Origin of the sequence: Runella salmonicolor (genome assembly GCF_024158025.1) — a bacterium.
In the GTDB taxonomy this organism is placed as follows: Bacteria; Bacteroidota; Bacteroidia; order Cytophagales; family Spirosomataceae; genus Runella; species Runella salmonicolor.
In genome coordinates, this window is the sequence record NZ_JAMZEL010000002.1 from 450,057 (window position 1) to 476,702 (window position 26,646).

The window sequence follows — 26,646 nt, forward strand, 5'->3', positions numbered from 1 at the left end:
GCTTACTGATTTAAAAAAATGGGAAAGCCCACCGGATTCATAGAATTTGGCCGTGAGTTGCCAAAAAAACGCGACGTCGAAGTGCGCCGCACCGATTACAAAGAAATTGAGCCTATCGGCAACGAAACGCAATCAAAACAGCAGGCTGCCCGTTGCATGGATTGCGGGATTCCGTTTTGCCACAACGGTTGTCCTTTGGGTAACATTATTCCTGAATTTAACGATGCCGTCTACGAAGGCAACTGGGAATATGCTTACCAAATTTTGAGCAGCACCAACAACTTCCCCGAATTTACGGGACGCATTTGCCCCGCCCCTTGCGAAGCATCCTGCGTATTGGGCATCAACAAGCCACCCGTGGCCATTGAATTTATTGAAAAATCAATCATCGAAACTGCCTACGAAAAAGGCTACGTTAAACCCCGTATTCCATCAAAGCGGACAGGCAAACACGTAGCCGTTATCGGTTCTGGCCCTGCGGGGTTGGCCGCAGCAGCGCAGTTGAATTACGCAGGTCATTGGGTAACCGTTTTTGAACGCGCCGACCAAATCGGCGGACTCCTCCGCTACGGCATTCCTGATTTTAAATTGGAAAAAACCGTGGTAGCGCGCCGGGTGGCGGTAATGGAAGCCGAAGGTGTAACTTTCAAAACCAACGAACACGTGGGCGTAACGGTTAAGTCAGAAGAATTGATGCGCGACTTTGACGCTATTGTACTGGCTATCGGCTCAACCGAGCCGCGCTCCATCACGATTCCAGGTTGGCAGGCGTACCTCGGCAAAGGGGTTCATCCCGCCATGGAATTTTTGAGTCAGCAAAACAAGCGGGTTTCCAATATTGAGCGCGTGGTAGACCACCGGGGTGAAAAATACGGCAACGGTGAACTTTTGGCCACCGACAAACACGTGGTGGTCATTGGTGGTGGAGATACTGGTTCTGACTGCGTGGGCACTTCCAACCGCCATAAAGCGGCGACCATCACACAGGTAGAAGTAATGCCCGCCCCTAAATACGACGATAAAAACGAACCGTTTTATAAAGTTCGGGACGAAAAAACCCCTTGGCCGCTGTGGCCTTTGACCAAACGTACTTCTACGTCGCATGAAGAAGGATGTGAGCGTTTTTGGGCCATTGCCGTACAAGAATTTGTGGGCGACGGTGAGAAGCTAACGCATCTGCGCATTGCCGACATTACGGGTGAGCGTACCCTTGAAGATGGCCGCAAAGCACCCATTACCGAAAATGAGCGCCTGATTCCGTGCGACTTAGCCTTGATTGCCGCTGGTTTTGTGCATCCTCAGCAAAGCCTTTTGGAGCAGTTTGGCGTCGAAACCGATATTCGCAAAAACATCAAAGCGGCCGAAAATAGCTACGCAACTTCGGTTGAAAAAGTATTTGCCGCTGGCGACTGTCGCCGTGGACAATCTTTGGTGGTATGGGCCATCTCAGAAGGACGCGAAGCCGCCCGTAAAGTGGATGAATTCCTGATGGGTGAGTCCCTGTTGGAAGCCAAGGAAATCGGGATGTTCAATCCTGCTTTTGCCCATGCATAAAGCATAAAAACGTCTTTCTTTTAGTTAAGCCCTGCCAAATGCAGGGCTTTTTTTTATGATTTTTTATCAAAATTATCTAACGGTTTTGCCTCATTTTCAACCTCTTCCTGATTTTTAGACTATTTCGTTAAGCCTTGAATTCTCCACTTTGCAAGAAAAGTATTTCTTTTACGTTCTATTCAAAATAGCCGTAGGATATGCGTTCTCTCTACTTATTGCTTTTTCTTTCTACTACATTTTGGGCTTCGTACGCGCAGGAAATCCTGAGCGACAGAGAGTTGTTTTTAAAACAAAATCCCCGCTACCAAACCTACCTCCAAACAGAGGGGCGATATTTGGTGCTGGATGTATATGGAATGGGGAAAATCAAGCGCCATCGTTTCTACGCGGGTGACGAACTTCTCTTTAAAATTAAAGGACAACGAAAAAAAATCAGGGAGAATATTACATCCGTTTCTGACAGTTCTTTTACGTTTACCCAATTTAACGAAATCCTCAATGAGCATATTCATACCGAAGTTAAACTGAGGGATGTTCGAAAAATCAAGATTTATCGTCGAATTCCGTGGGTCACGCAGGGAGCGTATATGCTGCCCGTAGCGGGTGGGATTTTTTTAATCAGCGACACCTTTATTTATCGAGGCGGCCTAGAATTCGGGCTTCAATTTACCCCAGAATCAGCCCTGATTGGGGGTGGCATTGCTTCCTTAGGCATTCTATGTAAACAACTTAGTTTCCCAACCTATCGCGTGGGGAATCGCCATCGGCTGCATGTATTGAGGGTAAAGTAAGGCTAATCCTCAATATAGTTTTCCGTTTGGAGACCGCCTTCCAAAATACCACGTTCAAACGACTTTTGTCAGTAAAATCCCTTTGCTGTAAGTCTGATATTGCTAATTTTTAAGGCAAATCTACATTCCAAAATTTATGCTTTTTTGGAGTTTTTTTTTGATTTTAAAGTGCTTCCCATCAAAACATTATAGAAGAACGGAAAGTTAGGTAGTCGTTACTTACTAATGAGTAACTAAACCTTAATCCATTTTCTCATGAAAAATTCAATTGGTATTTGCGCTCTATTGGCCATTGGGCTAATGTTGAACGGCTGTCAAAAAGAGTCTATCGAATCAATTCCGGGGGCGAGTAACAACCGAGAGGCTGGTGCTAGAAAGGCCAACGGCAACTTTACGGCCCACCTCACGGGAGACGAGGAAGTACCTGTTCCCGTCGTCACGAATGCCACTGGGCAGGCCATGTTTAAATTGAGCAAAGATGGTACCGCCTTAACCTACAAACTCATTGTAGCCAACATCAAGTCTGTTCGATTCGGCCATCTGCATTTAGCCGCCAAGGGAGCCAATGGAGGTGTTGTTGTCGATTTGGTAGGTCGCACCGAACCCAGTCCGCAGGGCGTTATTGCAGAAGGCACCATCACAGGTGCTTCACTGAAGGGTGCTTTGTTAGGTAAACCCTTGTCCGATTTAATTAATGCGATGGAAAATCAGGGGGTGTATGTTAATGTTCACTCCGACGAATTTCCAGGGGGAGAAATCAGAGGCCAAGTACGCTAATTAGTTGCTGTTCTAGGTGGGTCGGGATTAATATCCAACACGGTTAATGCTGAAAATCAGACAGAATCGTTCCTGAGCAAATTGTCCCGACCTTTCCACCAGACTCATAAATCAGGTAGTTCTTAGCAAGGGTCTTGGTCCTGTTGAAGTAATATTTACAAAGAAAAAAATAGGCTATCAGAGTACCTACATTGTAAAAATCTACATTTTTCATTCGGTTTTGAGAAACCGAACACACACGTTATTCTTTCGGTTTTGAGAAACCGAATACACGCGTCATCAGGAATGCTCAATCGCAAATACTTTTCCTTCCTCGGCAATTTCAGTAGCCTGAAAAACGGATTGTGCATCTTCCAGAAACCCGCTAAACTCCTTATAACGGGACGAAAAATGGCCAATCAATAATTTTTTAACGTGACTTTTGGCCGCGATGATTCCCGCTTGCTTGGCCGTTGCATGGTAACGTTCAAAAGCTTGCTGCTCCAATTCATCCCGAAACGTGGCTTCGTGGTAGAGCAAATCCGCGCCCTGAATTACTTCAATGATGCTTTCATTATAGCGGGTGTCTGAACAGTAAGCATAGCTCCGGGGAGGAGGCGCGGGAGTCGTAAATTCGAGACACTTAAAAAGCACATTACCCGCCTCATCTACCACGTCTTCGCCGTTTTTTAATTTTCGAAGATACTCATGGGGCATATCATCAAACAATTTTTCTTTGATGAGTTTACGCTTTTGGGGTTTTTCCCGAAAAAGATACCCCGCGCAGGGAATACGGTGATCAAGGGGAATGGTAGTTACCGTAAAATTCTGATTTTCAAATACCTGATAACTCGACTCTGTATCTGTAATGGTATAAATAATCGGGAAATGCAGGGGGGTTTGGGAGTATTTGAAGTGCATGGTGATAATTTCATCCAAACCACGCGGCCCCACCAAGAAAAACTCCTCGGTACGTCCACCCAAATTGAGGCTGGAGAGCAGGCCAATGAGTCCAAAATAATGGTCGCCGTGGAGGTGGCTAATAAATACACCCCGCAGTCGCCCGGGCCGAATTTTATGTTCGAGCAGGCGGTATTGCGTGCCCTCGCCGCAGTCAATCAGAAAACATTCGTTATCGTACGTGAGCAACTGCGCCGAGGGGTATTTATTTGCTACGGGCTTGGCCGACCCCGCCCCCAAAATCATCACCGAAAAATGCATCAGGGTTGTTCACTCTTAGTAAAGCCATCTTCGCCGAAATCTTCATCGTCGAAGTCGTCGCTTTCAGCGCCGAATTCATTTTCCAAATCATTCATAAAAACCGCGTCAATCCCTTCTTCAACGGTTGGCAAAATGGTAACGTCACGAATTTTACCGTCAATCAATTGATCAACAAAGTCATCGTTGTCAGATACCAAGACCATCAGCCCAAGCTCACGTGAGCAAAGCATATTGATTTTTTTCAGGATACTGATACCTGCTGAGTCAATGGTATTGGTTGGCGTAAAGTCAACAATCAAGTTGTGAAATCCTTCCCGAAACAAATCGCGGGAAATGGTCTCTAAATCAGTGGCAAATTCTCCCCCAAAGTCATTTTCTTTGACGCTGATGAGAGCATATTGCTCATGTTTTTGAATCAGGTGGTTCATAGATGTGGTCTAAAGGTCAATGGTTAAAAGCTAATGATTAGGCGGTTCAGAAACGCAGGTAATAATTAACGCTTAACAATCAACGAATTCTAAATATTAGTGCGAAGTTAATGAACGGAGCACATTTTCTTCAATTCTGCCCAAAATATCTTCCGTATTGGCTTTTATAAAGGTTTTTCCAGTTACTTTCTCAAACAATTCGATGTAACGTGCCGAGATTTGTTCCACCCATTCATCCGACATCTCAGGAATAATTTGTCCTTCTTTTCCCTGAAAACCGTTTGCAATCAGCCACTCTCTCACAAACTCTTTTGATAATTGCTTCTGTGGCAGCCCATTGCGCTGGTTTTCGTCGTAAACATCCGCATAGAAATACCGTGAAGAATCGGGCGTATGGATTTCGTCAATCAGGTAAATTTTCCCTTCGTCGTGGCCAAATTCGTACTTGGTATCCACCAGAATCAACCCCTGCTGGGCAGCCATTTGGGTGCCTCGTGCAAAAAGCGCCAAAGCGTATTGCTCCAATTGGCTATATTCCGCTTCTGACACAATCCCACGGGCCAAAATCTGCTCGCGCGAAATATCCTCATCGTGGCCTTCGTGGGCTTTGGTAGTGGGGGTAATGATGGGCGTAGGCAGTTTGTCGTTTTCTTTTAATCCTTCAGGCAAAGTCACCCCGCAAACGCTGCGCTTACCCGCTTTGTATTCACGCGCGGCGTGGCCCGCCAAGTAGCCGCGTACCACCATTTCGACGGGATAGGTTTCACACTTTTTCCCAATACTTACGTTCGGGTCGGGCACTTCAAGCAACCAATTGGGCACTATATCAGCGGTTGCGGCTAGAAAATGGGCGGCTATTTGGTTGAGCACCTGACCTTTAAACGGAATAGCCCGCGGCAAAATCACATCAAAGGCTGAGATTCGGTCACTGGCAACCATGGCCACTACCTTTTCGAAACTGTACACATCGCGGACCTTGCCACGGTAAAAACTCGTTTGGCCAGGAAAGTTAAAATTGGTTTGGGTAAGTGTTTGCACCGTTGAATAGTTACTTTTTTGATGGATAAATTCGTTTGTCTGCGGTTACCATTTCCCTTTGCTGTTGTCGTTAGGCTTGCGGGAACGGTGTTTTTGTTGTTGTAAATATTGAATTTCGGAGGCTTTGAGGGCGTCCAATATCATCATTGCCTGCGCTTCGCTCATTTTCATGTTTTGCAACTGCGTCAGCAAATCCTTTTTTTCTTCCGTTTTCAAGACCTCCTGCCCTACGTTAGGCGGAGGCGGCGTCTGCGCCGTCTGCTCTTTTTTCTGAACGTTGGGTTTCAGCGGCTCAGCTTCAACTTTACCGCTGTATCGTTTTTTTAAAAATTCGTAATTAAAACGCGCAATCTGATTCTCAGGATTTTTGCGCATCCCTTCTTTAAAATACCGTAGCGCTTCCACGGTATCTTTTTCAATGGCCTCAATGACTCCCAATTGGGAATAAGCCCGCGATGCCAACCATGCATCATCGACTTGCGTTAATCGTTTATAATAGCGACGCGCATTTTGCAACTGTTTTAATTGAAAATACGAATGCGCTAAATTAAACCGCGCCGATGGTTCAGTAAACAGCGAATTGCTCGACACATTTCGATACGCCTCCATTGCTTTCTTAAAATCAGCTTCCATGTAGGCTTCTCGGGCTTCCAATTTGGCACGATTGCTTCGCGAGATGGTATCAAACGACCGGTTATCCCAAATCCAGAGAAGAATATATATCAAAACCGATGGCAGCAAAGTCGTATAGTTATGGCCTTTTGTGAACAGCGCTGCAAAGATACACGTTTTTAAATTTTGGCACAGTTTTGGTGAATTTGGGTATATCGCTTTATTTTGGAATGTTATACAATAACAGTAAAGATGTCTAAAGCTAAAAAAGGAACTACGCCCCCCCCCAAACCACCTCATAAACAGAACATTGCAGGTGAAACACCCCCTTCCCCTTCTGTTTTTAAACCCGCCTTAGACCTCCCTCCCGTTCCCCAAACGCCTCCGTTGAACGATGGGTTATTTCGTAAAATATTTTGGGGAATAGCACTGGCTTTGTTGATTGGGATGCCTCTCTTGAGTACCCAATACGGAATCACGGCCGATGAGTGGGGAAATAAAGCCTACGGAGAATTATGCCTTGATTATTTTACCAGTCTCGGCGAAAAGAAAGAGGCCCTTTCGTACGCTCCGCGCGGTGGGGAAGTTATGTACTGCTACGGCCCCACGCTCGACCTTATTTCGGCCGCTATTTATCGCACCACGGGTGCCGACCCCTACACCATCCGGCACATCATGCTTTCGCTGATGGGGGTTCTCATCATCGTGTTCAGTGGGCTTACTGGACGCCTCGTGGGCGGCAACTGGCGCGTGGGTTTGATTGCCCTGTTATTTGCGCTGTTTTCTCCGCGTATCTTCGGTGATTCAATGAACAACCCCAAAGACATTACGTTTGCGGCGGGTTATATCGTTACGATTTGCTTTCTCATCAAGTTCTTGCAGGAGTTACCCAGACCTTCATGGCGCTCTACGCTGCTCTTGATTGTAGGTATCGGCATCGGGTTGGGGAGTCGTGCGCCGGGCTTGGCGTTGGTGGGCTACGTACCTTTCTTTGTATTGATGGAGGTATTTATTCGGAATGGCCTGAGAAAAACCATTTTTAACGATAAGCTCCTCATTCGCGATGTGGCCCTTAAAACCACCATAGCCACGTTGGGCGGCTACGCTTTGGGCATTGCATTTTGGCCCTTTGCGTTGGCCAATCCCCTCAAGAATCCGTTGGTGGCGCTCCAAACCCTCACCAATTTTCCGATAAGTATCAAAACGCTTTTCGACGGCACCAAGATTTATTCTACGTCACTGCCTTGGTATTACGTGCCCAAGTACATGTTGGTTTCTACTCCGCTGTATTTCTTGCTTGGGCTGCTGATATTTGTGTTGATATTTCCGTTTGTTCGTAAGCATTTCAATCGTCGCTATCTGTTGATGGTGCTTTTTGTGGCCCTTTTTCCGCTTATCTACGGTATTTCCAAAAACTCCGCTTTTTATAACGGCTGGCGTCATACCACCTTTATTTACCCGCCGTTGGTGGTTCTGTCGGCGGTAGGAGTTGAGTACCTGCTGCGTCGTTTTGCGGGGATTGGCCAAAAGGTATTCTTGGGGATTATGGCCGTTTTGGTGGCCCTGCCATTGTGGTTCATGGTCAAAAACCACCCCTACCAATACACTTATTACAACGAATTTACGGGCGGGGTGAAAGGTGCTTTTGGCAAATATGAAACCGATTATTTTGGCTCAAGTACGCGTGAAATCGCGGATTGGATGAAGAAAAATATTCCAAGTATTGAGAAAGACAGCGTCATCATTGCGAGCGATTATTTTGTACCACTCAAGGATTATTTTACGGATTACCCTAAACTCAAAATGGCCTATCGGCGCTATTATCAGCGCTCTGAGCACGATTGGGATTATGCCGTATTTTTAACTGGGCACCTGACACCCAGTCACTTCCGTAATCCTAACGTTTTTCCACCAGCGGGTACCATTCACAAAATAGAGGTCAATGGCGCACCGATTGGGATTATTGTAAAACGCATTTCCAAAGACGATTTCATTGGAATCAACTTTATCAAACAAGGAAAAATTGAGGAATCCATCCCGTATCTGGAAAGGGCAAAACAATTAGACCCCAACAATGAAGTTGTGAAACTATATTTGGCCAACGCTTACATCAACGTAGGCCGCTTCAACGAAGCCTTGCAGGAATGCCAGAAAGCCTTGGAAATATTCCCTGACTATTTGGGTGCCATGACGACCATGGCGATTGCCTACATCAACGTAAACCAAATCGAAAACGCCATTTTCATGCTCAGCGAAGTGCTGTCCCAAGACCCCACCAACCGCGACGCTGCCCAATATTTGGCTCTTGCGTACGAACGAAAAGGAGATATGGCCAGCGCCAACCAAATCCGGGCGCAGTTGCAGCAACGGAAGTAAGTTTGCGTGTTCCCAAATGACGTTATAAACCCCTAAATCAAACATTATGCTTAGCCACGAAAACAATGCTTCTGTAGATTATGATGTAGTTTTGATTGGGGCGGGTATCATGAGCGCCACCTTGGCGGTGTTTTTGAAAGAACTGCAACCCGACTTGGAAATTGCCATTTTTGAACGCCTCGACCGAGTAGCTGCCGAAAGCTCCGACGCCTGGAACAATGCGGGAACGGGCCACTCGGCGCTGTGTGAGTTGAACTACACGCCCCAGCGGGAAGACGGCAGCATTGATATTACTAAAGCCTTGAAAATCATTGAATCCTTTGAGGTCTCGAAGCAATTTTGGTCGTATTTGGTCGGACACGGCTATTTCAGTAGTCCAAAATCCTTCATCAACAGTATTCCTCACATGAGTTTTGTATGGGGAGAAGAAGATGTTGACTATCTGCGAAAGAGACACGAAGCGCTCCAAACGAGTCATTTGTTTAAAGGTATGGAATTCAGCGACCAACCTGAAATTCTAGCATCTTGGATGCCCCTGGTGATGCAACACCGCTCCGGATCTGAAAAAATAGCAGCCACCCGCATTGAATTGGGTACAGATGTTAATTTTGGTGAGCTTACCCGGAGTCTGTTTAATCACTTAAAAGAAGGTCACGCCATTGAAGTGTTTCTGAATCACGAGGTAAAGTCGCTTGAGCAAGACGAAATGAGACATTGGTTCGTCAAAGTGGAAGACGAAACCAACGATATAAATAAAACAGTACAGGCCAAATTTGTGTTTATCGGAGCAGGTGGCGGTGCGCTCCGGCTCCTTGAAAAGTCGGACATTCAGGAAGGTGAAGGATTTGGGGGATTTCCCGTAAGTGGGCAGTGGTTGGTGTGTAAAAATGAGACGTTAATCGCGCAACATCACGCCAAAGTCTACGGAAAAGCCAAAGTAGGGGCGCCTCCTATGTCGGTTCCTCACTTAGATACGCGCATCATTGACGGCAAAAAAGAGCTACTTTTCGGGCCTTTTGCGGGTTTTTCAACGAAATTCTTGAAGCAGGGTTCGTTTTTTGACTTGGCCTTCTCGCTCACCCCTCACAACATCCTGCCCATGCTCAGCGCTGGCATTCACAACCTGCCGTTGACCAAGTATTTGATAGAACAGGTAATGCTGAGTTTTGAAGACAAAATCGAGGCTTTGCGAGAATTTATACCGAATGCCACCGAAAGCGATTGGGAGTTGGCCGTGGCGGGGCAACGCGTGCAAGTCATTAAAAAAGACGAAGAAGAGGGTGGTGTCCTTGAGTTTGGCACCGAAGTCATCGCCTCGGCCGACGGCACGCTGGCCGCATTATTGGGCGCATCGCCGGGGGCTTCTACCTCCGTCAGCATCATGCTTGAACTCCTCCACAAGTGCTTCAAAGACCAAATGGCCTCCGAAGCATGGACCACAAAACTCAATGAAATGATTCCGTCGTATGGTAAACATTTGGCGGATGACCCCGAACTGACGCATCGCGTCCGCAAATGGACCCACGAAGTATTACAATTAAACCACATCAATATTCTCTGAATTTCAGGCATCTAACACCAAACATGAAATTACTCCACCGCCACTTCATCTTTTTTATTTGTTTCGTACTGACCCAATCGACTTTTGCTCAATCCCTAACCATCCGACTTACCGACACCTCCAATAGTCCCGTCATTGGCGCTACGCTCCGGCTAATCGAGCGTGCCGATTCTACCAAGCGATTATTCAACGTAACCGACACCTCGGGATTGGCGAAATTTAACATTAAATACGAAAAGCAATACCGGCTGGAGGCCACCTCCATCGGATTTAAACCTCTGCAAAAAAACCTCTCTCCTACCGCCACCGTGACGGTTTTTACATTTGTGATGGAAGTCGACAAGCGCACCTTAAACGAGGTGGTGGTGACGGCCCCTAAGCCCTTGATGATTCAGGAAGACGACAAAACCGTGGTTGACCCCGAGCCGATTGCCGCCACAAGTACCAATGCCATGGAAATCATGGAGAAAATACCGGGGCTTTTTGTGGATCAGGATGGCAATATTTACCTCAATAGCACTACGCCCGCCACGATTTTAATCAACGGGCGCGAACAAAAAATGAGCACCGCCGACATTGCCTCCATGCTCAAAAACCTGCCGCCCAACAGCATTTCAAAAATTGAGATTCTGCGCACCCCTTCGGCTAAGTTTGACGCCAGCGGTAGCGGTGGTATGGTCAATGTAATCCTAAAAAAAGGGGTAAAAATTGGCATCACGGGCAGTGTAAACGTGGGCATGAACCGGGGACGTTATGGGAATCAGTTTGTCAGCGGCACCCTCAACAACAACGTCGGAAACCGAACTACCTACCTGACCCTCAACTACAACCGCCGCAACACCTACGACCAAGTCCAAACAGACCGCCCCTTTTCGGCCGACTCACTACTGAGCCAGCGCTCTTTTACCACTACCCCAAGTCAGTCGTATTACAGCGGTTTTGGATTTGGATTTACACCTTCAAAAAAGTGGGAAATTAATTTTGACGACCGTATTTCCTACAATAGTTATGAGTCTTTTGCCGATAATCACAATCAAATCAGCCGCATTAGCGAGCCCATCATTGTGACCGAAAACACCAATACGCTCCGTAACAACACCCAGACGTTTGGATTCAATCAGGATATTTCGGCCAAATATAAATTGGACACCATCGGCTCAGAACTCACGGCCGATGTCACCTACGGTTTTTCAAAATATGAAGGGACACAGGTATTCAGTACAGCCTATTTAAAACCCGCCAAAGCAGCCATTGGCGGCGACGGAACCATTGGCAATCGGCGTCATTCATTCTCCGCCCGTACCGATTTAAAATTTCAGTTACCCCAAAAACTGGTGGTTGAAGCAGGTTTAAAAACCGCTATTCAGCGTTTCACCAACGAATCCGAATATTTCAGCGTCAGCGGCAGTAGCCGTAGGCCCGATACGTTCCGCACCCGTACGTTTGAATACGACGAAAACATCAGCGCGGCTTACGTACAGGCGTCAAAAACCATTGATGCCTTCGTAATCAAAGTGGGAACGCGCCTCGAAAGCACCGTCATGAACGGTCAGCAGCGCGTTCCGAGCGATACCTCTTTTCAGCTTCGTCGTGTTGATTTGTTCCCTTATGTTTTTCTCAGCCGGCGCGTTGCCAAAATCGCAGGCTACGAAATGCGCGGTTATTTGGTGTACCGTCGTTCCATCACGCGGCCCGTTTATGAATATCTAAATCCTTTTCCGCGCTACCTCGACCAATACTTGTACGAAACTGGAAATCCGACGCTTCGGCCGCAGTTTACGCAAAACATCGAGGCCAACATCAGTGTGCAAGACCGTCCGATATTTGCCATTGGCCGCAACTATACGAGCGATATTTTCACGAATGTGGTGTATCAGGACGTCAAAAACCCCAGCCTCGCCTACCGCACCTACGACAACTTAGGCAAAAATCAGGAAACCTATTTTCGATTGATGGGCGCTATTCCGCCGGGCGGAAAATACTTCTTTGTGGTAGGCACGCAATACAATCACAACAAATACGACGGGCTTTATGAAGGACGTCCGCTCACGTTTCAGCGCGGCTCGTGGTCCATTTTTACCTTTCACCAACTCAAAATCGACCCGCGCTCCACGCTCAGTCTCAACGGCTACCTCCGGATGAAAGGCCAATTACAATTTTATGAGTTGAGCAATTTCGGGGCGTTGAACATAAACGTTAATCGTCGTTTTCTGGACCGTAAACTCACCGTGACGCTCTCAGCCAATGACGTTTTCTTCACTTCCAACAATCAATTTACGCTGAAACAAGGCAGTATTTCGGCCTCAGGAATGCGCCAAAGCGACACGCGCCGTTTTGGGTGTACGGTGGTCTACAACTTCGGCATTCGCAAAAAAGAAGAGAAAACCAACATGATGAATTTTGAGAGTTTGGAAAAAAGCGTGAATTGATGGACGAATGATTAGTTCACGGGTTTTGCGTCCTTATAAACAAAATATACCCTTGACAACAGCATGATAGGACCAGATAAAGACAAAATATTCCCGCTTGCTCATTATGACAGGCTTTGCTTTTTGAAAAACATTGTCAAAAATCCCAACATTATTGTGGGCGACTATACTTACTATGATGACTTTGACAATGTTGAAAACTTTGAAAAAAACGTAAAATATCATTTTGACTTCATTGGCGACCAATTGGTCATTGGGAAATTTTGCATGATTGCTTCTAATGTAACATTCATCATGAACGGGGCAAATCACCTAACCAATGCCTTGACAACCTATCCTTTTGCAATTTTTGGGAATGGTTGGGAGAAAGCGATGGACGGAAAAACCTACCCTCACAAAGGCGACATCCGCATTGGAAATGATGTTTGGATTGGCTACAATGCGACCATCATGGCAGGGGTAACCATTGGAGATGGAGCCATTATTGCCACAAATTCGACCGTTATAAAAGATGTTGAACCTTATTCAATTGTTGGCGGCAACCCTGCCACCGAAATCAAAAAACGCTTTTCTGACGATACAATTGCCAAACTCTTAGCGCTGAAATGGTGGGATTGGGACATTGAGAAAATAACAAAAAACATTCAAAATCTGACCGATAACAATATCGCCCAATTAATCGAATAAAAAACGATGGCTTTTCGCAGTCGCTCGCGTCCCGCGACGGGGCGGCCCGAGCCGTGACGACTATTTTCAGGCCTCTGGCCATGTATACACCCTTCGCCAATTCCAACTATTCAACCCTCACCCCTTCCCCAATATTCAAGACTCGATGCGGGGTCCCGTATAATTTTGCTTGTTTTATAAACTCCTGCGGGTCTTCGGTGTTAAACGTAAACAAATCATAATGGTGCGGAATAACGAGTTTTGCGCCAATTTCCACGCCCAAACGCGCGGCTTCTTCGGCCGAAAGATTTCCCGCCACGCGGCGCTCGGGCTTATTGCCGTTGATGGGTAAGAAGGCCACATCGACCGCAAAAGGTTTCAACACATCTACGATGCCATCATACCAGAGCGTGTCGCCCGAGTGATACACCCGATAACCACCAAACTCGGCCACAAATCCCATGAATTTGCAACGCCCTTCGGCGTCGCGCTCCAAGGCATTGTGCGCCGCCGGAACGCCGTAGATTTTAAATCCACCCACAACGACGCTTTCGCCGTCATTTAACCCAATTGGCCAATCCACCGCGCACTTCAGGCGCTCGCCCACAAACGCGCGATTTGCTTCAGGAATCACGAATTGAATATCAGGATTAACGTCAAACAGTGGGCCTAACGTCTCAGCATCCAAATGGTCGGTGTGGTTGTGCGAAGAAGTCACTACATCAATCATGGTAAGCAACGCAGGGGCTATGGCCCGCTCACTCATGCGCGTGTGGGGTTTATCGGTTGCGGCATATTTCACCGATAACGAATCCGACAAATAAGGGTCAAAAAGCAAGTGTTTGTTTTGCCACTGAATCAAAAAACCGCTTTGGCCCAGCCACCAGATTCGGAAGCCTTCGGTATTTTGGCGGTGCTGTTCAATATCTTGAAGAAGAACTTCGTCTTTTTGGAAAGCGGCAATCAGGGACATGAGCTCAACGGCATTTGGTTATGTTTAATAAACAGGTTAGGTAGGCAACTTTACTGTTTTTGGGGTAAAAATATCTCTTTTCTCCCTAATTAGGCAAAATCCAGCACTCGAAAAGCCGCCTCATCCTATGTTTAATTGTAGCCTTGCTAATAAAAAAAACGGTCATTTATTTGGATATTATTTTTATAAATCATTTACTTTGCATTACAAAGTACTTTTAGCCATTTGACACTACTTTGTATCCAAAATACACTACCAAAAAACCATTTACCATGACCAAGAGAAACCATTTAACAACACCGCCCATCCATCCAGCATCTTTGGTGAAACCCACGTTGGTGGGTGCAGGGATTGCCCTCACTGTGATCACTATCTTTCTGCTTGGAGTCAGAGAGCCTAACCCAGCATGGGGAAAGCTATGGATGCTTAGACCACTCATTATTGTACCGTTAGCGGGTGCCATGGGAGGCGCATTTTTCTTTTTCATGGATTATCAGCGCCAGCGGGGCAATTGGTCAAAAATATTGACATACCTAGTGAGCTTGATTGGATTCTTCTTTGTGCTGTGGATTGGGATTGTTTTGGGATTGGACGGCACGTTGTGGGATTAGGCTGCTTTCACGCATTTGAATGAATGATATTGACTAATAAATTTAAAAATATATACTCATGAAAGCCGAAATACTGACCCATTTAAACGACCCTGGGCAACTCGAAAAGCTGTACCGAACCAATAAGGTGAATTTTAAACGAGCGTTTAGTGCCTTATATCCAGAGCTTAAAGGCAACTCACTCGCAGATTTCTGGAATGAAAGGCTGAATTACGAAACTGACGAAATCAACTGGGGTACTCGCGGTGAGCTTCTGTTTGTGATAATTGCAACGCTGGTGGCAGGTCTTATTGCTAAGCTCCCCGCGTTTTTATCCATCGACGAAGAGTTTTTCTATTCCAGAAACATCGGTTTTATTATTTTTCCCGCGCTGTCGGCGTACTTTGCTTGGAAGAATCAATTATCAATTTCTAAAATCGCTATTATCGTTGGCACTACCCTTGTGGGTTTGATTTTTATCAATTCCCTTCCCAAAGTGAAGCAAAGCGATACATTGGTGTTATCGTGTATTCATTTACTGTTATTTCTTTGGTCAATATTAAGCTTTGCTTTTGTGGGTGAGGCACGCAACAACGATGAGAAACGTCTTAGCTATTTAAAATACAACGGCGATTTGGTAGTAATGACAACCCTCATCCTGATTGCGGGCGGCATCATGACGGCCATTACTGTGGGCCTTTTCAAGCTGATTGGCATTGATATTGAAAAGTTTTATTTCGAAAATGTTGTTTTCTTCGGGCTGCCTGCTGCCCCAATTATAGGCACCTACCTTACCCAAACCAATCCTCAATTGGTGGGTAAAGTTTCGCCCGTAATTGCTAAAATTTTCAGTCCCTTGGTCTTAGTGATGCTGGTTATTTATCTGGGGGCAATGGTTTATTCGGGCAAAGACCCTTATAACGACCGGGAGTTTTTATTGATTTTCAATGCGTTATTAATTGGCGTGATGGCCATCATTTTCTTTTCTGTTGCCGAAACCTCGACGGCTACGAAAAGTAAGGCAGAAATTCTGGTGCTTTTTCTGTTATCCGTGGTAACCATCATTGTAAATGGCATTGCTCTATCGGCCATCCTGTTCAGGATTTCAGAATGGGGAATCACACCAAATAGGGCCGCAGTTTTGGGAAGTAATGTGCTGATACTCATCAACCTTTTGCTGGTCACGGCGCAGCTCTACAAGGTATTTTCGAAGAAAACCAACATCAACGAAGTTGGCAAAACCATGGCGTTTTATCTGCCAATTTATGTCTTATGGACGATTGTTGTGACCTTTATCTTTCCGTTAATCTTCGGGTTTAAATAAAGGAATGGGTCGCAGATTTGAATTTATTTCTCACCCTTACATTTTGATTATCAAAGCGTAAGGGTGAAATTTTAATACGTAGATGAAAATAGGCTAATACTTCTACTTCACAAACCGAATCACCAGAATTTCCAGTAATAAGAAGAGCAGCGCGGCCCAAAGGAAATAACTCCAAAGGCTGACGCCGAGGTTTTGTTTTTGAAATTCTTTCACAAAATCACCATCGGCAACATTGTCAAAAACCTGCACATTGGGCTGATTGGCAAACAGTTTGCGCAGTTCGGCGGGGGTATAATAATCCAATTGTGATTCCAGATTATCGTGGTTAAAAGCCAACAGTTGAACCGTTTGGCCGTCTTTCTGAAGTTCATAATAGCCCGCATCCAAGTCTTGATTGGCATTCAATTGGTTGCTTTTAGGCAACTCCAATGTCAATTGATTACCGTTGAGCCGTTGAACAGGAATCAACTCAATTTTGTCCTTTTTGAGTTTGAAAATGGTGTTTTGTGATGATTCAGGCACCGTAAGCGAGACGGTATTTTCGTCGAAAGAATAGGCGGTGCGCTGCTCTCGTACGCTCTGCGCTGCAATCTTGTACATCACTGGTACAAACAAGGCATTTTGGGCAAAACTCCCGAATGACTCCGACAAAGGATTGGCCATCACGTACACTTTACCGCGCTGAATGGCCGACTGGCTCAAAAATACGTCACCACTGCGTAAGGAAAGCAATTTTGCTCCCCCCGGTTGCCACTGCCAAACGGGCTTTGAAACGGGCAATTCGAGGTTTTCTTGCCGAACCGATTGTTCAAAAACATCACTAAAAAAAGGGCTTCCCCTTTCAGGATTCGCCAAGGGAATGGCTTCGTCGGAAGGCCGTTCTTGCAATCCACCCACACCCAACGACGACAAAAAACCGCCGTACGAAACTATATCAGGGTTGGATGGCGGAATCACCAACACGCTTCCACCGCGCTTCGTGAAATTCTCAATTTCGCTGCGCATCGCACCTTCCACGCGCTCTACACTTTCAAGAACCACCAAATCAGACTGTTTCAAAAGACCAATATCAGCGTTGTTGGCGCTGACGGTACGCAGGGTAAAGAGGCTATCGTTGGCAAATACCTTCTCTACCGAGCGGGCAGGATTAGGTTGGCCTGCCACATGTAGCACGCGAATGAGCGGCGAGGCATTGAGCACAAAAAAGTATTCATTATCAAACGTAATCGGTAAATCGTCGAACGTTACACGACCGCGTTTAAAGCCTTTACCCCGAACGTTGAAGTTAAAAGCCGTGGTGGCCGCTCCTTTGGGAGCTAAATTGACGGGAGCCGTAGACACCTGAACATCGTCTAAATACAGCTTTACGACCAGATTCCGCACGTCGTCATTGCCTGCATTGCTCACCCGCACATAGAGCACATTGTTTTGAAACTCCCGCACAAAAGGCGTATTGAGCCACACCGAATCAACGTACACGTTTTGGGAAGCAGTCGTTTGTACGGGAATGATATACAGCCGATTAAGCGAATCTACCTTAAGATTGGACAGGTCGCCAGCGGTGCTTTTTTGAAAATCAGAAAACCAGAACAACTGATTTTTGCCACTGCCCGCATACCGCCCCAATAAATTGGCCTGACGTTTGTATATGCTCGCAAAATTGCGCGGAGTATGGGCCAACTTCAGGGTCGTCAAGCGGTCTTTGATGCGGTCGGTGGTCGTCAATTGTTGCTCTTCGGGACTGAAATCATTGGTAATCAGTTGCAGGCGCGTTGCGTTACGAAAAAGCGTCAGCAATTGGTCTAATTTTCCCGTGGCTACGTCCAGATACCTCTGATTATTGTCCTCATTTTGCATCGAAAACGAATTGTCGATGTAGGAGCTCGTTACGCTTTGAGCATTGGTGCCTGCTTTGTTTTTGCTGGGCAAATAAGGCTGGGCAAACGCAAAAACCAAGGCAGAGATGGCCAAAACCCGGGTGGCTAGAATGAGGTATTGTTTCAGGCGTCGAAACGAACTCGTTTCCATTTCGACGTTTTTCAAAAGCGAGACATTGGAGAAGAAAACGCGCCGAGTGCGGCGGAAGTTGAATAAATGGATGGCAATGGGAATGCCTACCGCCAGCAAACTCCATAAAAAGGTCGGAAAAATAAACTGCATTCGGGTTTTGGGTATTATCGGTGTTATATAGTCACGGCATGGCTTAAAATTAGCGGCCGGAGCATACGTTAATTTTAAATATATAACTAACGCAAATATCGTGCAAAACGTTTATGCTCTAAACGCCAATCCGTATTATCTTCCAAATTACGATTATTTTCGGGATAAAAAAGTATAAACCGTGGCGTCGGGTACTCAAACCCGACGCCACCACGCAAAACATCCTAAATCCCCGCAATGACTTTATTGATTTTATCCAATCCCGTTTTGGCCACAACAAGTGCGTCCTGGGCGTAGTATGTTTTGTTGAAAACCTCCAACGAAAGCACAATGGGGCGATCTGGATTTTTGATGGTTTTCAGGATTTGGGCAATGGGTGCCACGCCGTCGCCCGGATAAATGCGGTCGGCATCGACGATGGTCTCACGGGGCAACGAAGCGGGATAATCGTTGATATGGAAAATTTCAACGCCCGGTTTTCCCACCAGTTTCAGCGTGTCAAGGCTAGAACCGCCCTTATATAAATGGTACACATCCAATAACAAACGTGCAGACGGGTGGCCGCTTTCGGTGGCTACGTACATCACTTCGCTCAATTTGTTCAGGTTTTTCGAAAAACCCCACAATTCCAAGTGCGGAATCACCTTGGTTTGGTCGCTGATTTCGAGAATGGCGCGGTAGCGTTCGGCGGCTTTTTGTAAATCTATTTTGGGCGATTGAGGCGTTTGGGCCCCTACGGAGGGCGTGGCAACACGCATACAGCCCACTTCCGCCAACAGCTCCATTTCTGTTTTAAGTTGGGCGAGGCCTTTGGCGCGGGCAGCTTCATCGTCCACAATCCAAGGCGCAAAACCAATGGCATTTTCGATGGTTATGCCCAAATCTCCCACAATTTTGCGGGCCTGAGCGGGCGTATTTCCTTCTTTTATAAAATTTTGGAGCGTATCCATCCAGATTTCTACCGAACGAAAACCAGCCTTTGAGGCCGTTTCTAGTTCCTTGACAAATCCCAATTTTTGCCCCCGAATTGTGCTCATATTGAGGCAAGGAATGAACGCGGGCTTTTTAGCAACGGCGGCGGTGGCAGTCTCGGGCAATAGACCCGCTCCAGCGGTAGAAGCCAGAACGGCAAGGGTTTGGCGACGGTTTAGGACAGACATAGGGGTTAACAAAATAAGAGGTTTGGTAGGAAAAGACTTTTTAAGCAGAAATTTAACAGTCCGTCGGGCGTATTTGTCGTGGTTTCTTAAAATTCCTATTCACTTCAAATCAGAAAAGGGCACCACCAACGCGAATGTTGTGAAGACAGCCCACTCGGTTTGCTAAACTTTTGATTAATTCTCTTTCCCATAAAAAAGCCCGACCCTAAGGTCAGGCTTTAGAAAATATTATTAGCAAGTCACTAAAATTTCAATGGCACCGAGAAACTCGACGTATCCCACATAAAAATCAGGGCGTTGTCTTTTACTTCAAAATTTAGTTTTTCCACTGGTTCTTTCAAAGCAATGGTTGGCACAGTGATGCGCAACACGTCTTTATCTTGCTTATAGTTATAGGCTCCCCATTGTTTTGGCTCACTGTTGAGGATGACAACCCATTCTTTTTCACCAGGAATTGAAAACAATCCGTAGTCACCCGCTTTTACGGGTTTGCCACCAAATTGTCCATCTTTTTTGAAGGTAATCACGGTTGCTTCGTTGGCACCAGTACGCCATACTTTGCCGTATTTTTCAAGGCTTTGGCTACCTTCAGCCCCAAAAATAACCCGACCGCGCTTGGAAGGCTGTCCAAAGACCACTTTCACGTCTTTACCATCTACCGTAATGAGTGGACTTTTAGGGGGATTTTGACTACAGGCAAAATTAAGCGCAATAATCGAAAGGAATAAGGCAAAAATTGAATTTCTCATGTTTGTTTGTTATTTGTTTAATGAACTTACTGTGAAACGTTTTTAGGTTTAAAAAGTTGTGAACTAGCCCAAAAAAACTATGTTTTTTTCGTGATCTTTACCTACAAAGAGTCGTAATATCTAAATAAAGAGACCAAATTAGTTTCCTTAGAAAGATTGAGCCCTTTGGTTTTTGCGTAGTTTTTCACATCATTAGATTTGGCGCCAAACAGTTTAAATAGTCGATTTTTAGAAGGGATTTCTCGTAATTTATCCCCTTCTTTCAGGTAATACTTGACACTTTTCACAAATTCTCCGTCGTATTCATTGACGCCGCCCTCAGCTTCATAGCCCGTTCGTTGCCCCGATTTACTAAAAATCAATGTGCACCCGTACTCTTTCCAAATCTGACTCCCCCCTTCGTAAATAACCTCGTAATATTGGTTTTTGTACTGTCGGAATGTGTGTCCTGCCATTGTAAACGAGACGGGTCTCATCACGGTAGCTTCCATATTAGGGTTGTTTGACAAATAAACCTCCTCTTTCTGGATGTTATAGGCCATTACAAACTCCCATTCCATTCCAGTACCCGTTTGGACTTTACCACGGTACCAACCATTCTTAAAAAAAGGAGTGCCTTTGTAGGTTTTGGTAAAATCCTGATTGCTGCGGTTGATCAAATCTTGCCCTTTGTAATGCGCAATAAAAACGGTATCACCTTTCTTATTGACTTCGATGGTATGGTCAGAATCAGCAATTTTTGATTCAGGTACAATGTAGTTATACGGTTTGTTTTCCTGTGCTTTCGCCCAAAAACACAGAAAAAACAGGGAAGCGAAGTAGAGTGTCTTTTCCATGATATGAATACAAAAATGAATGAACGTAGTCAATTTGATAAAATCAATGACAATAATGGGCGGAAAGGCAACTAAAATACAGTGAATTTCTGATAAAATGCAGTTTAAAAGGAATTTATTTTCTCCAAATTCCTTCAAAACCTAAGCTTTAAATAAATTATGTTACTTGGCGAAATAACCCCGCTTACACATTTTTAATATGTAATTACCAGCGTCACGACCGATTCAGCGGGTAATTCGAGAATGTTTTTATTGACTTTTCGGTGCGTCAAATTTTCGGTTTGGGAGGTGACATAAGCGTCTATTTTTTGTTTCCTACGCATTTTTGGTAATTCAACCCGTTGACTGCCACTATTGTTTACAAAAACCACGACAACTTGATTCTTGGAGGAATATCCCGACACCAGCACGTTTTCAGCCGCCATATCCACTTTGATTCGTTTCATATTGGGTCTAATAAATCGGCTATAATTTCCCAATGCCCACAACAATTTGGAATCCATTACTTCTCCATCAAATTTATTCTTGTCATTTTCTCCTTTTGCGCCGTTGTTAAAGACGTAAATCAAACCGTCTTTAAAATCATTGGCACTCACCGAAAGCCACCAATGCCAAGCCGAAGCATGGGCGTGCGTGAGGTCGGCATGAATCACTTTGGCAACGTACAGGGCCGTTTTCATGCCTAAATCCACCCCGTTTCCTTTGATTTCGCCCGCATTATCTCCCAAAATACAATATTCTGATTGCCAATACGGGATGTTTTGTTGCATTATTTTCTCCCCTAAATCCTGCCTTTTCTTGATGAGCTCGGCGGTGGGCGAAGTTGTAAAATAACTGTGACCGCACATTAGACTTTCAACCGATTTTAGGTTTCCCACGTAGTTTGGGCTCGATTTGTCAAAAAAAGCCTCGATTTGATTGTCCTGATGCACCTCCGAACGGTTGGTTTTGGATTTGTACAAATAATCAATTTGGGCCGCTTCGGTCAACACGATGCGCGTTTTTAGCTTTTTCTGCCCAAAGGTTTCGTCAATCTTTCGGGTGGCCCAAGCGATGTTTTCGTTGTTGATGGGCGTGCCTTCCTGCGAGCCAAAGCCCGATTTTGATTTAGGGCCCCAATCCCATTGCGGCTCGTTGAACGGACTCAGGTAATCGAAGTTGAATCTAGCCGAAACTTGGGCCAGAAAATCAGCAAAATCATTCATTTTTGATTTGTCAAAATTCCATTCTCCCAGGGTTCCACTGCCAATCGACAGCCCGTTTTTGGTCATTGAAACGGGCGCAGAATTGAGAAACCCCAGCGTAAAATCAACACCATGGCGCTTGGCTGCCTCCAAAAACCATTGTTGTCCTTGTTGTTTTGTCCAATCATATTTCCCATTTTCCAAAAAACACTCCGCTCGGCGCCATTCGTTGGCGATTTTGCTGCCCGTGCCCTGTTCCGTACTTCCAGCACCAATATTAAACCGCCACATCGACAGCCCAATCCCTTTGGGATTTCCGGCGGTGTCAAACTCCTTACTGAAAAGCAGTTCTGCAATCTTGTTGCGTTTTTCAATCGGATAATATCGGCCCACCATCTGCATAGACCAACAATCCGAAGCCCCAAAACTATGCATGGTTTGGTACGTAACGCTGGGGTCGATGTTGAGTTTTTGGGCTATACTGACGTGAAAACCGAGTATCAGTAAGAGGAACAGCTGCTTCATGGGAGTTTTTATTTTTGCTTACTTTTCATAAGTAAAGTACCAAAAACCCAACGATTACTCTAAACCCATCGGCAGTAGCTACCGCGAGGACTTCCTAAAAAGTTGGGGGATTTAGCCCCCAACCCATCTCAATATCAATATATACGTTTACATTTAGGGATAAAAAATCGAGAATTTATACACCTTTCAAGAGAATCTATGATTTTTTATTGGTTAATTTACTTTTAACCGCATTTTTGATTTTTTTTACATAAATCGTCCAAAGTTCGTATCAAATTGATTGTATATGTCGATAAAAGTTGCTATTTCCCACAAAACTAAATACATCTTCGACCGAAGTGTCAGCCTTTCACCGCACATTTTTCGGTTGCGCCCTGCCCCTCACTCGCGCACGCCGATTGAAGGATACTCGTTTAAGATTTCGCCCAAAAACCATTTTATCAACTGGCAGCAGGACCCTTTTGGTAATTATCAGGCACGGGTGGTTTTTCCCGAAAAAACGACCGAACTGAGCATCGAAGTGGAAGTCATTGCCAAAATGCAAGTCATCAATCCGTTTGACTTTTTTGTGGAAGAATACGCCGAAAAATTCCCTTTTCAGTACGACAAACTCCTCAAAAATGAACTAACCCCCTATCTGGAGGCTCGCGAGGCGGGACCGATGTTGATGGATTGGATTGAGAAAAACAAGATTACGACCGACATCAAAACCGTTGATTATCTGGTCTATCTCAACCAAAAACTTTTCAAAGACATCTTTTATAATGTTCGTATGGAACCCGGCGTTCAGACCTGCGAACAAACCCTCAGCAGTCTGAGCGGCTCATGCCGCGATTCAGCTTGGCTGTTGGTGCAGATTCTTCGGCATTTGGGGATAGCGTCGCGCTTCGTGTCGGGCTATTTGGTTCAGCTGACCTCCGACGTAAAATCGCTCGATGGCCCTTCTGGACCCGAAGCCGACTTTACGGATCTGCACGCGTGGGCCGAGGCCTACGTGCCTGGCGCCGGCTGGATTGGACTTGACCCTACTTCGGGGCTTTTTGCGAGTGAGGGACACATTCCGTTATGCTGTACCCCAGACTACGCCAGCGCTGCCCCCGTAACGGGTGCGACCGACATTTGTGAAGTAAGTTTTGAATTCGACAACCGCGTCTACCGCATCCACGAAGACCCCCGCGTCACCAAGCCCTACACCGAAGAACAGTGGGCAAACATCATGCAAGTGGGCAATGACGTAGAAAAGGATTTGCAGGAAGGCGACGTACGGCTCACGATGGGCGGCGAGCCGACTTTTGTTTCAATTGATGATTTTGAATCGCCCGAATGGAATTCCACCGCCGACGGCCCGCTGAAACGTAAACTGGCCTATGACTTGGCCCTGCGCCTCAAAAATCGGTTTGCACATGGCGGCTTGCTTCATTTTGGACAAGGGAAATGGTACCCCGGGGAGTTGTTTCCGCGCTGGCAATACGCACTCTACTGGCGTAAAGACGGCCAAACGTTGTGGAAAAACGACGCATTGGTGGCCAAAGAAGATGGTCCAAAATTTACGTTTAGAGATGCTGAATTATTTGCGTCTGAACTGACCAAATATCTCGGAATCAATCCTAACAATTTAACGCCCACCTACGAAGACCCCATTTATTGGGCCTTGGAGGAAGGAAAACTCCCTGTCAATATCGACCCGTTGGCCGTCAATCTGAAAGATTCGGTTGAGCGTCAGACGTTGGCAAAACTATTGGAAAAAGGCTTAAATAACCCAGCAGGCTACGTTTTACCCATCAAATGGGATTGGCGGACGCAGGCTTGGACAAGCTGTGTGTGGCAGTTTAGACGTAATCATTGTTTCCTGATTCCAGGCAATTCCCCCGTTGGATTACGTTTGCCTTTGGAATCACTGCCTGAGGTAACCAAAGACAAGCGCGAAGACCCCATAGAGCGGAGTCCGTTTGAAGATTTGCCGCCGTTGGGCGAATACGGAGGCGTGGTTGAAAAACGCTACGGCACCATTGCTCCCGACTATAAAGCTCCTGTTTCGACGGTAAAAAAAGAAAAAACTGACGAAAAAGAAGCCGAGAAAACGGTGGCCTATGAAGTTGACACCTTCAAAACGGCCCTTTCGGTGGAAGAGCGCGATGGTATTGTGTACGTGTTTCTTCCTCCTACCGAATATTTAGAACATTACTTAGATTTGATGGCTTCTATCGAAGCCACGGCCGAAAAACTCCAAATTCCTGTACGAATTGAAGGCTATACGCCTCCGTCGGATTATCGTTTACAAAAACTGATTGTCTCTCCCGACCCGGGCGTTATCGAAGTCAACATTCATCCTTCCAAATCGTGGGGAGAATTGGTAGACAACATCAGTGCCCTCTATGAAGAGGCCTTTTTTGCCCGTTTGGGCACCGACAAGTTTATGGTGGATGGGCGGCATACTGGCACGGGCGGCGGCAACCACGTCACCATTGGTGGAGCTACTCCTGCCGACAGCCCCGTACTTCGTCGGCCCGATTTACTGCGCAGTTTGATTACCTATTGGCAGCACCACCCCGCGCTCAGTTATTTGTTTGCGGGTTCATTCATTGGCCCAACGAGTCAAGCGCCCCGCATCGACGAAGGCCGCGACGAGCGCCTGTACGAAGCCGAAATTGCCTTTGACCAAATACCCGATGAAGGAGAAGTGCCGTTTTGGATGGTCGACCGAATATTCCGCAACCTGTTGGTGGATGTGACGGGCAACACCCACCGCACGGAATTCTGCATTGACAAACTGTATTCCCCCGATTCTTCGACGGGGCGATTGGGGATTCTGGAATTCAGGGCGTTTGACATGCCGCCTCATAAGCACATGAACTTGGTGCAGACCTTGTTGGTACGGGCATTGATTGCCAAATTCTGGAAACAACCTTACAAGAAAAAACTGATTCGTTGGGGCACCGAATTGCACGACCGCTTTTTGTTGCCACACTTTGCCTATCTCGACATGATCGATGTGGTCAACGACCTCAAAGATGCAGGTTATGCCTTCGATATTTCTTGGTTTGACCCTTTCTTTGAATTCCGTTTTCCGCATTACGGCAACATCACGGTCGACAATATGCAACTCGAAATACGTCTTGGCATTGAGCCTTGGCACGTACTTGGAGAAGAGTTATCTAGCTCAGGAACAGCGCGTTTTGTCGACTCTTCGCTTGAACGTTTGCAGGTAAAAGTAAGCGGTTTTGTGCAAGACCGGCACATTTTGGTTTGTAACGGCTGCCGGGTTCCACTCCGCAGTACCGCCGTCAAAAGTGAATTTGTGGCGGGTATACGCTACAAAGCCTGGAACCCGCCATCGGCACTTCACCCAACGGTCGGGGTAGATGCACCGCTGGTATTTGACGTGGTAGACACTTGGAACAACCGCGTATTGGGCGGCTGCACCTATTTTGTGTCGCACCCCGGAGGCCGTAGTTTTGACACTTATCCCGTCAATAGTTACGAAGCCGAATCCCGAAAAATCAGCCGTTTTTGGGGCTTTGGACACACGCCACCCAACGAAAATCAGGAGGCATCAGTACCCGTTCAGCAGGCTACTTCCACCATTTCGCGGTTTGTGGCCGAAAGCAAGAAAGACCTAAAAATTGATACGCCGATTGAGTTAATCAATCCTGAATATCCAAATACGCTGGATTTACGAAGATTTTGGCGCGCAAAGTAGTAATTTAGGGCCA

20 protein-coding genes are annotated in these 26,646 nt (G+C 46.1%); 10 read left to right on the forward strand and 10 right to left on the reverse strand.

Annotated features, from left to right (window positions below):
• Positions 1–18: 18 nt before the first annotated feature.
• The 3 genes from NCI00_RS07805 (at position 19) to NCI00_RS07815 (ending at position 3,122) form a co-directional block, all read left to right on the forward strand.
• Positions 19–1,554: a glutamate synthase subunit beta gene (locus NCI00_RS07805; RefSeq protein WP_253526524.1), complete on the forward strand. Its 1,536-nt coding sequence runs from the start codon at positions 19–21 to the stop codon at positions 1,552–1,554.
• Positions 1,555–1,751: 197 nt separating this feature from the next.
• Positions 1,752–2,345: a hypothetical protein gene (locus NCI00_RS07810; RefSeq protein WP_253526525.1), complete on the forward strand. Its 594-nt coding sequence runs from the start codon at positions 1,752–1,754 to the stop codon at positions 2,343–2,345.
• Between the two features lie 255 nt (positions 2,346–2,600).
• A complete protein-coding gene (locus NCI00_RS07815; RefSeq protein WP_253526527.1) occupies positions 2,601–3,122 on the forward strand; it encodes a CHRD domain-containing protein in 522 nt (173 codons plus the stop codon).
• 279 nt (positions 3,123–3,401) lie between these two features.
• Here the strand turns inward: NCI00_RS07815 and NCI00_RS07820 are convergent, their stop codons facing one another.
• The 4 genes from NCI00_RS07820 to NCI00_RS07835 form a co-directional block, all read right to left on the reverse strand.
• Positions 3,402–4,322, reverse strand: a complete 921-nt coding sequence (locus NCI00_RS07820) for a ribonuclease Z (RefSeq protein WP_253526529.1) — start codon at positions 4,320–4,322, stop codon at positions 3,402–3,404.
• A complete protein-coding gene (locus NCI00_RS07825) occupies positions 4,322–4,750 on the reverse strand; it encodes an STAS domain-containing protein (RefSeq protein WP_253526531.1) in 429 nt (142 codons plus the stop codon). The genes NCI00_RS07820 and NCI00_RS07825 overlap by 1 nt, the downstream gene beginning before the upstream one ends.
• Positions 4,751–4,846: 96 nt before the next feature.
• The gene (locus tag NCI00_RS07830; protein ID WP_253526533.1) at positions 4,847–5,788 is read right to left on the reverse strand and encodes a phosphoribosylaminoimidazolesuccinocarboxamide synthase; all 942 of its coding nucleotides are present in this window, start codon (positions 5,786–5,788) and stop codon (positions 4,847–4,849) included.
• A gap of 45 nt (positions 5,789–5,833) precedes the next feature.
• Entirely contained in the window at positions 5,834–6,529 is a 696-nt protein-coding gene (locus tag NCI00_RS07835) for a tetratricopeptide repeat protein (RefSeq protein ID WP_253526534.1), read from the reverse strand.
• 123 nt (positions 6,530–6,652) lie between these two features.
• Here NCI00_RS07835 and NCI00_RS07840 point away from each other — a divergent pair, with 123 nt between their 5' ends.
• The 4 genes from NCI00_RS07840 to NCI00_RS07855 all read left to right on the forward strand — a co-directional run bounded on the left by NCI00_RS07840 (position 6,653) and on the right by NCI00_RS07855 (position 13,453).
• Positions 6,653–8,776: a tetratricopeptide repeat protein gene (locus NCI00_RS07840; RefSeq protein ID WP_253526535.1), complete on the forward strand. Its 2,124-nt coding sequence runs from the start codon at positions 6,653–6,655 to the stop codon at positions 8,774–8,776.
• A gap of 46 nt (positions 8,777–8,822) precedes the next feature.
• Positions 8,823–10,337, forward strand: coding sequence for a malate dehydrogenase (quinone) (gene mqo, locus NCI00_RS07845; RefSeq protein ID WP_253526536.1), 1,515 nt, complete (start codon positions 8,823–8,825; stop codon positions 10,335–10,337).
• Positions 10,338–10,360: 23 nt separating this feature from the next.
• Positions 10,361–12,766, forward strand: a complete 2,406-nt coding sequence (locus NCI00_RS07850; RefSeq protein WP_253526538.1) for a TonB-dependent receptor — start codon at positions 10,361–10,363, stop codon at positions 12,764–12,766.
• A gap of 63 nt (positions 12,767–12,829) precedes the next feature.
• On the forward strand, positions 12,830–13,453 hold the full coding sequence (locus tag NCI00_RS07855) for a CatB-related O-acetyltransferase (RefSeq protein ID WP_253526539.1): 624 nt from the start codon (positions 12,830–12,832) through the stop codon (positions 13,451–13,453).
• Between the two features lie 106 nt (positions 13,454–13,559).
• Here NCI00_RS07855 and NCI00_RS07860 read toward each other — a convergent pair whose 3' ends face one another.
• The gene (locus NCI00_RS07860; protein ID WP_253526540.1) at positions 13,560–14,405 is read right to left on the reverse strand and encodes an MBL fold metallo-hydrolase; all 846 of its coding nucleotides are present in this window, start codon (positions 14,403–14,405) and stop codon (positions 13,560–13,562) included.
• 272 nt (positions 14,406–14,677) lie between these two features.
• On the opposite strand from NCI00_RS07860, the gene NCI00_RS07865 reads away from it, so the two are divergent.
• On the forward strand, positions 14,678–15,016 hold the full coding sequence (locus NCI00_RS07865; protein WP_253526542.1) for a potassium transporter KefB: 339 nt from the start codon (positions 14,678–14,680) through the stop codon (positions 15,014–15,016).
• 58 nt (positions 15,017–15,074) lie between these two features.
• On the forward strand, positions 15,075–16,319 hold the full coding sequence (locus NCI00_RS07870; RefSeq protein WP_253526544.1) for a hypothetical protein: 1,245 nt from the start codon (positions 15,075–15,077) through the stop codon (positions 16,317–16,319).
• A 102-nt stretch (positions 16,320–16,421) separates the two neighbouring features.
• On the opposite strand, the gene NCI00_RS07875 is transcribed toward NCI00_RS07870, so the two are convergent.
• The 5 genes from NCI00_RS07875 to NCI00_RS07895 all read right to left on the reverse strand — a co-directional run bounded on the left by NCI00_RS07875 (position 16,422) and on the right by NCI00_RS07895 (position 22,933).
• Positions 16,422–18,479, reverse strand: a complete 2,058-nt coding sequence (locus NCI00_RS07875) for a BatA domain-containing protein (protein WP_253526546.1) — start codon at positions 18,477–18,479, stop codon at positions 16,422–16,424.
• A 224-nt stretch (positions 18,480–18,703) separates the two neighbouring features.
• A complete protein-coding gene (locus NCI00_RS07880; RefSeq protein WP_114065517.1) occupies positions 18,704–19,639 on the reverse strand; it encodes a sugar phosphate isomerase/epimerase family protein in 936 nt (311 codons plus the stop codon).
• Between the two features lie 242 nt (positions 19,640–19,881).
• Positions 19,882–20,388 carry a DUF2911 domain-containing protein gene (locus NCI00_RS07885; RefSeq protein ID WP_253526548.1) on the reverse strand — a complete coding sequence of 169 codons (507 nt, stop codon included), beginning with the start codon at positions 20,386–20,388 and terminating at the stop codon, positions 19,882–19,884.
• Positions 20,389–20,489: 101 nt separating this feature from the next.
• The gene (locus NCI00_RS07890; RefSeq protein ID WP_253526550.1) at positions 20,490–21,224 is read right to left on the reverse strand and encodes a hypothetical protein; all 735 of its coding nucleotides are present in this window, start codon (positions 21,222–21,224) and stop codon (positions 20,490–20,492) included.
• Positions 21,225–21,418: 194 nt separating this feature from the next.
• A complete protein-coding gene (locus NCI00_RS07895) occupies positions 21,419–22,933 on the reverse strand; it encodes a glycoside hydrolase (protein ID WP_253526552.1) in 1,515 nt (504 codons plus the stop codon).
• A gap of 286 nt (positions 22,934–23,219) precedes the next feature.
• Between NCI00_RS07895 and NCI00_RS07900 the strand changes: the two genes are divergently transcribed.
• Positions 23,220–26,633, forward strand: coding sequence for a transglutaminase family protein (locus NCI00_RS07900; protein ID WP_253526554.1), 3,414 nt, complete (start codon positions 23,220–23,222; stop codon positions 26,631–26,633).
• Positions 26,634–26,646 lie beyond the last annotated feature (13 nt).

What these genes read in the sequence shown, in the direction of transcription:
- NCI00_RS07805 (WP_253526524.1), top strand. Translation starts at nt 19, where the DNA reads ATGGGAAAGCCCACCGGATTCATAGAATTTGGCCGTGAGTTGCCAAAA.
- NCI00_RS07810 (WP_253526525.1), top strand. Translation starts at nt 1,752, where the DNA reads ATGCGTTCTCTCTACTTATTGCTTTTTCTTTCTACTACATTTTGGGCT.
- NCI00_RS07815 (WP_253526527.1), top strand. Translation starts at nt 2,601, where the DNA reads ATGAAAAATTCAATTGGTATTTGCGCTCTATTGGCCATTGGGCTAATG.
- NCI00_RS07820 (WP_253526529.1), bottom strand. Translation starts at nt 4,322, where the DNA reads ATGCATTTTTCGGTGATGATTTTGGGGGCGGGGTCGGCCAAGCCCGTA.
- NCI00_RS07825 (WP_253526531.1), bottom strand. Translation starts at nt 4,750, where the DNA reads ATGAACCACCTGATTCAAAAACATGAGCAATATGCTCTCATCAGCGTC.
- NCI00_RS07840 (WP_253526535.1), top strand. Translation starts at nt 6,653, where the DNA reads ATGTCTAAAGCTAAAAAAGGAACTACGCCCCCCCCCAAACCACCTCAT.
- mqo (WP_253526536.1), top strand. Translation starts at nt 8,823, where the DNA reads ATGCTTAGCCACGAAAACAATGCTTCTGTAGATTATGATGTAGTTTTG.
- NCI00_RS07850 (WP_253526538.1), top strand. Translation starts at nt 10,361, where the DNA reads ATGAAATTACTCCACCGCCACTTCATCTTTTTTATTTGTTTCGTACTG.
- NCI00_RS07855 (WP_253526539.1), top strand. Translation starts at nt 12,830, where the DNA reads ATGATAGGACCAGATAAAGACAAAATATTCCCGCTTGCTCATTATGAC.
- NCI00_RS07860 (WP_253526540.1), bottom strand. Translation starts at nt 14,405, where the DNA reads ATGTCCCTGATTGCCGCTTTCCAAAAAGACGAAGTTCTTCTTCAAGAT.
- NCI00_RS07865 (WP_253526542.1), top strand. Translation starts at nt 14,678, where the DNA reads ATGACCAAGAGAAACCATTTAACAACACCGCCCATCCATCCAGCATCT.
- NCI00_RS07870 (WP_253526544.1), top strand. Translation starts at nt 15,075, where the DNA reads ATGAAAGCCGAAATACTGACCCATTTAAACGACCCTGGGCAACTCGAA.
- NCI00_RS07875 (WP_253526546.1), bottom strand. Translation starts at nt 18,479, where the DNA reads ATGCAGTTTATTTTTCCGACCTTTTTATGGAGTTTGCTGGCGGTAGGC.
- NCI00_RS07880 (WP_114065517.1), bottom strand. Translation starts at nt 19,639, where the DNA reads ATGTCTGTCCTAAACCGTCGCCAAACCCTTGCCGTTCTGGCTTCTACC.
- NCI00_RS07885 (WP_253526548.1), bottom strand. Translation starts at nt 20,388, where the DNA reads ATGAGAAATTCAATTTTTGCCTTATTCCTTTCGATTATTGCGCTTAAT.
- NCI00_RS07890 (WP_253526550.1), bottom strand. Translation starts at nt 21,224, where the DNA reads ATGGAAAAGACACTCTACTTCGCTTCCCTGTTTTTTCTGTGTTTTTGG.
- NCI00_RS07895 (WP_253526552.1), bottom strand. Translation starts at nt 22,933, where the DNA reads ATGAAGCAGCTGTTCCTCTTACTGATACTCGGTTTTCACGTCAGTATA.
- NCI00_RS07900 (WP_253526554.1), top strand. Translation starts at nt 23,220, where the DNA reads ATGTCGATAAAAGTTGCTATTTCCCACAAAACTAAATACATCTTCGAC.